Origin of the sequence: Streptomyces sp. CB01881 (assembly GCF_002953255.1) — a bacterium.
Lineage (GTDB): Bacteria > Actinomycetota > Actinomycetes > Streptomycetales > Streptomycetaceae > Kitasatospora.
In genome coordinates, this window is sequence record NZ_CP026498.1 from 10,778,886 (window position 1) to 10,785,883 (window position 6,998).

Consider the following 6,998-nt stretch of genomic DNA (forward strand, 5'->3'; position numbering starts at 1 on the left):
GTGCTGAAGGGCCTCGCACTACCAGTTCACCTCCGACACGATCGTGTCCCCGCAGCCGGTGCCCTCGCCGGTCAACGGCCCGAACGAGCACGAGGGCCCCGGCGGTGACGGTCCGGGGGCCGGCGGCCCGGGTCCGCTGCCGGATCCGGAGGGCATCGGCGGGGGGCTCCCGGGCGGGGGTGACCTCTCGAACCTCGCCGCGGGGCCCGGTCTCGACGGTCTCGGCGGGGTGGGCGACCTGGGCGGCGGTCTCGGAGGCCCTGACGCTCTCGGTGACCTCGGTGACCTCGGCGCCCTCGGGGGGCCGGGTGACGTCGCGGGCCTCGGCGGTGCCGGGTTGCCGGAGTTGCCGGAGCTGCCCGGGGCGTCCTTCCCCGGCGGGCTCGGCCTCGATCCCGGCAGGTTGGGCGGCCTCGACCCGGTGGCCTTCCCGGGCCTGGGCGGGCCGGTCAGCCTGGGCACCCTCGACGGCTCCGGGCTCGGCGCCCTGCCCGCGCTGGGCGCGCTCGGCCTCGGCGGTCTGTCCGGCCTCGGCGGTCTGTCCGGTCTCGGTGCTGCCGGCTCCGCGGGCAAGGGCCTGGCGGCCGGCCGCGGCGCGGCCTCCGGCCTCGCCGGACTCCCGCGCGGCCTCGGTCTCGGCGGCCGGGCCGGCGGGACCGGGGAGAAGACGGCCGGGGAGGAGCTCCAGGACGGTGCGGGCAGCGGGCTCCCGGCCGGTGCGGCCACCGAGTCGGGCCTGCCGGCGGGGATGGGCGGCGCCGGGATGCCCTTCATGCCGGGCATGGGCGGCGGCGCGCCCGCGGGCCGGGGGGACGGGTCGGGCGAGCGGTCCGACGCCTCCGGCCTGCTGACGCCGAGTACGGAGCCCTGGGAGGTGGGGACGGAGTCCGGTGAGCCGGAGGCCGGGTCGGCCACCGGCGCGGCGGCCGGCGGCGAGGGGCTGACGGTGGGCGGCGTACCGTTGCTGCCGACCGCGGGCGTGCCGGGCGCCACCGGCCGCGCGGCGGAGGGCACCGGCAGCCGCTCCGAGGCCTCCGGCCTGCTCGACCCGACCGGCGAGCCCTGGACGGCGGCCGCAGCCGCGGAGGCGGGAGTGCTGCCGGGCTTCGGTGGACCGGTCACGGGCGCGGGCACGACGGCGAGCAGCGCAGGCTCGCCCGCGAAGGCCGCCGGGAAGGCGCCTTCGAAGGCCCCCGCGGAGACCGGTACGGCCGCGGCCCCGGCGGCCGCCGTGACGGAGACCGCGGAGCCCGCGGGCCGGACGGCTGTGCTGCCCCGGCCCGCGGCGGAGGGTGGCGAGGAGGACACCGCACTGTGGGAGCAGGGCGCCGGCGCCTTCGTCCCGCTGCTGTGGGCGGCTGCGCCCGCCCGGCGCGGGCAGGGCGAGGAGCGGTCCGCCGAGGGGGCGGCCGTCGCCGTCGACCACCCGGCCGAGCCCTGGTCCACCTGGCAGCCGGACCGCTCCGGCACCGGCGCGGGCGGCTCCGGACTGCCCGTGGGCGCGGCGGTGTTCGGCTGCGGCGACGGCGGGCCGGAGGCTCCGGAGCCCGAGGAGGAGGCCGCCGGGCCCGAGGGGGAGACCGCCCCGCGCGGGGTGGCCGACCTGCTCGTCCAGGACGAGAGCACCTGGGGCGGCGTACCGGACGGCCCCGCCGCCACCTACTGAACGCGCCACCTACCGAACGCGCCGCCCACCGCCGCGCCGCCGCCCGCCGAACCCGCCGAACCCGCCCCCGCATCACCGGACCACGAGAGGAACGCCGTGCCCAGCCCCTACGACCAGCAGATCGAGGACCTCCTCGCGCAGTACGAGCGCCAGCGCGAGGAGGCCGCCGAGACCCGCCGCCGGATCGCGGCCACCACGGCGACCGCCACCGACCCGCGGCAGGCCGTCAAGGTCACCGTGGGGGCGCAGGGCGAGCTCACGGCCGTGGAGTTCCCCACCGGTGCCTACCGCAGGATGGCCCCGAAGGAGCTGGCCGACCTGCTGCTCGCCACCGCCGGTCAGGCCAGGGCGCAGGCCCTGGAGGCCGTGACCACGGTGGTGACCGACGGGCTGCCGCCGGGGGTGAGCCTGGGCGACCTGCTCCAGGGGCGGGTCGACCCGGCCGCGCTGCTCCCCGAGGAGCCGGCCATGCCGGAGGCCGTCCGCGAGTACGTCGACCACGGCTTCGAGGGGGCGGCGTCCCGTGGCTGAGCTGTTCTCGGTCGACACCGAGGCCCTGGCGGCCGCCACGCCGCAGGTGCAGGAGCTGGCGGGGCTGATCAGGTCGGTCGGCACCCGGCTGGAGGCCCGCCTGGGCGAGCTCGGCGAGTGCTGGGGCGAGGACTACACCGGCCGGGAGTTCCGCGACCAGTACGTCCAGCCGAAGGAGCAGCTCACCGAGGGGATCTCCGGCACCGCCGAGGTCCTGGACAGCACGGTGGACGGCATCGGGACGATGGCGAAGGGCTTCCGGCGTACCGAGGAGCAGAACGTCGAGGCCCTGCACGCCCTCACGGCCGCCGCCCCCGACCTGTCGGCCACCGGCGACGGCCCGCACGGGCCGCACACCGGCGGACCGCACACCGGCCGCCGCTGACCCGCCGTCCGCACGGTCGGCCGCCGAGCCGCCGACCCCGCCCGGTGGCGTCCGCCGATTCGCCGTCCGCACCGCCGGCCGGCCGCCCCTTGTGACCGAGGAAGAGTGAACCGATGAGCGTCGAGATGCCCCCCGCCCTCGACTGGGTCGCCAAACTGGCCGTCGGCCAGTCCTGGCCCAAGGGCGACGAGGACCGGTTGCGCAGCCTGGGCGCAGCCTGGGACGACGCGGCGCAGGAACTCAAGGGCATCAGCGAGCAGTTGGGCTCGACGGGCAACGGCGTCCTGGAGGCGGTCGGCGGCCGGGTCGCCGACGAGTTCCGGGCCTTCGTCACCCAGTTGGAGACCGCCGTGCCGCAGATGGCGGAGTCCTCGAAGCAGATGGGCAAGCTCGGCCACCACACCGGGGTGCAGATCGAGTACTCGAAGTACATGATCCTCGGCCAACTCGTCCTGCTGGCCGGGCAGATCGCCCAGTGGGCGTTCTTCGCCCCCGAGGTCCTCCCCGCCGCGATCACCTCGGCGCGGGTGGCGGTCCGGATGATCCTGCGCCGCCTGCTGATCTCGGTCGCCGCCGGAGTGGCGCTGAACCTCGGTCTGGACGCCGCCGTCCAGACGATCCAGATCCTCAAGGGCGACCGGACCGAGTGGAGCCTCGACAACACCAGGTCGGCGGCGATCTCCGGGGCGATCGGCGGCGCGGTCGGCGGGGTGTTCTTCGGCGTCGGCGGTGTCGTCGCGCCGAGGTTCGCCGGCTCGCTGATCGGCAAGGGCGTGCTCGGCGCGGCCACCGGGGTGACGACGGCCGGGATCATGCTGGGCGCCTTCGGCGGGGAGGAGCTGCTCGGCGCCTCCGTCGCGGCCGGCATCGTCGGCTCGCTCGGCGGGGGCGGCCGGCGGAGGTTCGGCGGCAAGGGCGACACGGTCGAGGTGGACCCGGTCCACCTCGACCTGCCGGACCGGCCCGTGCTCGACCTGTCCGGCGAGGGGGCGGCGGAGAAGGCACCGGTCGTCGTCCCCGTTCCGATGCCGGACGGGCCGGCGGTCGGCGGCGGCCCGCGGTCCGCGTCCGGGAGCGATCGGCCCCGGACCGGAACGGGCGGGCCCGGCGGCGAGTACTCCGGCCCTCCGGCGGCCCGGGGCGCGGAGCGGCCGGCCGTCGCGCACGCGACCGGGACCGCGACCGCCGAGCGGGCGGGTGGGGAAGGGACGGTCGGGCGCGGTGGCGCCGTCCTGCCGGGCTTCGCGACGGCCGCCGCCGACACCGGCCGGACCGCCTCGCAGGGCGGGGCGGCCACGGCGAGGGGCACCGGGGCAGGTGCCGCCGGGGCGTCCGGCGTCCGCTCGGCTCAGGCCGGTACGGGCGCGTCCGCCCACGCGCAGGCCGGGGGCGGGGCTCGCCCGGCGGGCCTCACCGGGGCATCGGGTGGGGCCCGCCGGACGGCCGACGGCCTCTCCTCGGCCGGACCCGCCGGGGTGACGGGCCGCCCTGCGGTCGCCACGTCGGCCGGTTCCGCCGGGTCCGTGATGCCGACCGCAGGCACCGCGGGCCCAGGCTCCCCGGGCGCGGCCCGGCTGGAGTCCGGCGGCCCGGAGGCGCGGTCCTCGGCAGCTCCGTCGGGCACCGGCCGCGCAGCCGATCCCGGGCCCGCGCCCGCGAAGGCGTCCGCCCCCGCCGAGCCGGTGCGCACGGCGGCCGGCCCGGCGCCGCGTACCGAGTCGCGTACGGAGCCGCGTACGGAGAGGGGCCCCGCACCGAAGGCGGAACCGGCAGTTGCCGCCGCCACCGCCCCGGCCGTCGCGTCGGGGGCCTCCTCGGCGGGCCCGGAGCGCCACCCCGCCGCCGGGGCAGCGCCCGCTGCCGAGGCGGTGCCCGGTGACCGCCCCCCGGCGCCCCGGATGAAGCCGGACCGCACCCCGCGCTTCGTCGTCCGGTCCGGCTTCGAGGCCCGCCGGTTCGTGTACGCCGACACCCCGGTCACCGACCTGACGGTCCGGATCGCCTTCCGGGACGGCGGCCGGGGGCACGACACGGACGCCATCTGGACCAAGCTGGTCCAGGGGGTCGAGGAGCACTTCAACCGGCCCGGCCACCGCCTGTCCGGCGGCGACCGTCTGCACGTGACCGTGCTGCCTGCGCGGGAGGGCGAGCAGGCCCATCTGACGGTCGACCTGGTCGGGCGGGACCGGGGCATGGACCAGCGCTCCTGGTGGCCGGACGCCGAACCGGTCGACTACGCACACGAGTTGGGCCACCAGCTCGGCCTGCGGGACGAGTACCGGGCGCCGGACCTCCCGCACCGCCCCGCCGTCGAGGGCAGCATGATGGGCGACTACCGCCGTCCGGCGCCCGAGGGGCTGCGACAGTCCGGTCTGCGCGAGCGCCACCTCCGGCTGATCTCCGCCGTGGTCGGCGACCTGGACGCCCCGGCGGCCGCCGGCGGACACCGGCCGAGCTGGGACGAGGCCCGGGCCGCCGCGACCCCCCACCCCCGTAGCCACGCCTGGGCGGACCCGGTCTCCGACCCGCTGCACCGGGGCCGACAGGCCGGTCCGTCCACCCTGGCTCCGCGCACCCACGCCGCTCAGAGCGACGCCGACCAGGGCCACCCCGGCGGGCCCACCACCGCCGACTCCGCCACCGCGAGTGGCAGCGGATCCGCGGCCCAGGTGGACACCTCCCGCAACTCGGTCCTCATGCAGCCCGGTTACGCGTCCGGCGACCAGTTCGGCATCTCGGTCTCCCTACTGCACGACCCGCACATGCACGTGCTGATCGCACGCGGCCCGGAGCCCGGCGCCCCCGGCCACGACCCCGTCCAGGACAAGTCCCGGGCGATCGCGCAGTTCTACCGCTCCACCGGGATCGACGCGAGCCGGATCCACTTCGTGGACGTCCCCTCGATGGAGAAGCGCACCGTCTGGTGGGCCCTGAACGGCGAGGCCACCCGGATCGCCCAGCAGGACTGGGGGGTCGAGAAGAGCTACGACCAGATGTACCAGAAGGGCGAGATCTGGGGCGTCACCGACGGCACCGACTACGTCGGGCAGGTCTTCTCCGACGAGCTGCGGGGTGTCGTCCGGACGGCCTGGGGCATGACCGACAGCCACGACGAGCGGATCGGCTCCTGGCTGGAGGGGCGCGGAATCCATCTGTCCCCGCAGAACGGGAAGGTGCTGGTGCTGTGGTCCCGCTTCACCGGGAAGGCCACCCGGTGGGACGACCTGCGCAGCCGGATGGAGCACGACACCAGCTTCCAGGGCGTCCGGCAGATCCTGCGCGACGTCGCCCACGAGTACCGCGCGGTGATCATCACCGGGGACGAGCACCCGAACGTCGCCAAGAGCGACAAGTGGGACGACCTCGTGATGCAGATGCGCACCGAGCTGAACACCGACACCATCCACCACATCACCGGCTTCTGGAAGGGGACGGGCGAGGAGCTCACCTCCTGGGGCGGCAACACCCGGACCGGCCAGTTCCTGCTCTACGACCACCTCCACCGGCACCACCGGCTCGACCACCTCGGCTTCCGCTCCGGGAACCTCGAGGCGGTCGCGCTGCTCGGACACCGGGTCTCCTACCTGGAGGAGGCGGGCGCCGGCGGTGCCGCCCGGATGACGCAGTGGCACGACTCCGGCAACGGCTACACCCGCGGCGGCGGCCTGCCACCCGGCTACGAGCGGGTGATCGTCCCCGAGCCGCCCACCGCCTCCGGCCGCTACTCCCAGCAGTTCGACGTCGACGGCTTCGCGCGGGACGGCCGCAGCTACCAGCCGCCGGACCCGAACGCGTGGTGGCGCAAGCCCGTCGAGGTCAACGGTCAGGAGCGGGGCTTCGGCCCCCGTGAACTGGACGACATCCGCGCCCAGTTGGGCCTGCCGGACGGCTCCGGGGCGCGCGACCGGGCCGAGTTCTACACCGACCGGGTGCGGCACCTCCGGCGCAAGTACGAGACGGTGCGCGCCGACGTGCTGCGTCTCTCCGGCGGGGGCCCGCAGGTCGACCAGTACCTGGCCGGCTACGACCGGTACTTCAGGACGGCGCCGGACCAGTACCCCGCCGGGCCGGAGCAGCTCTACCACGACCTCGTCCAGCATGCCCTGCCCCACCTGCCCCAACTCTGGCAGTACTCCCGGGACCTGGCCTACCAGGCGTACGCGCAGCAGGCGGCCGCGCACGGACCGTCCTCCTCGGGCGACGGCGGGGTGACGCCGCGGGCGCCGATCTCGGACAGTACCGGCCAGACCACCGGTCAGACCACCGGGACGGCTGCCGTGTCCGCCACCCCGTCCGCCGCCGCGTCCTCGACCGCGTCTGCTGCCGACTCCTCGGCCGGGCCGTCGGCGGCCCGCACGGCCGCGGAGCCGGAAGGCCCGCCGCCCGTCAACGTCGTGCGGTCCGTGGAGTGGAGTC

Annotated in this window: 3 protein-coding genes and 1 pseudogene; all 4 read left to right on the forward strand. The window is 76.8% G+C overall.

All coding sequences use genetic code 11. The features are described 5' to 3' along the window. Positions 1 to 43: 43 nt before the first annotated feature. The gene (locus C2142_RS36435; RefSeq protein WP_148647078.1) at positions 44 to 1,666 is read left to right on the forward strand and encodes a hypothetical protein; all 1,623 of its coding nucleotides are present in this window, start codon (positions 44 to 46) and stop codon (positions 1,664 to 1,666) included. A gap of 96 nt (positions 1,667 to 1,762) precedes the next feature. Then, entirely contained in the window at positions 1,763 to 2,197 is a 435-nt protein-coding gene (locus C2142_RS36440; RefSeq protein WP_148647079.1) for a YbaB/EbfC family nucleoid-associated protein, read from the forward strand. Then, positions 2,190 to 2,582 (forward strand): WXG100 family type VII secretion target, encoded by a 393-nt coding sequence (locus C2142_RS36445; RefSeq protein ID WP_148647080.1) that lies wholly within the window; start codon positions 2,190 to 2,192, stop codon positions 2,580 to 2,582. The genes C2142_RS36440 and C2142_RS36445 overlap by 8 nt, the downstream gene beginning before the upstream one ends. A 113-nt stretch (positions 2,583 to 2,695) precedes the next feature. Then, positions 2,696 to 6,998, forward strand: a pseudogene (locus tag C2142_RS36450) (hypothetical protein); the annotation flags it as partial.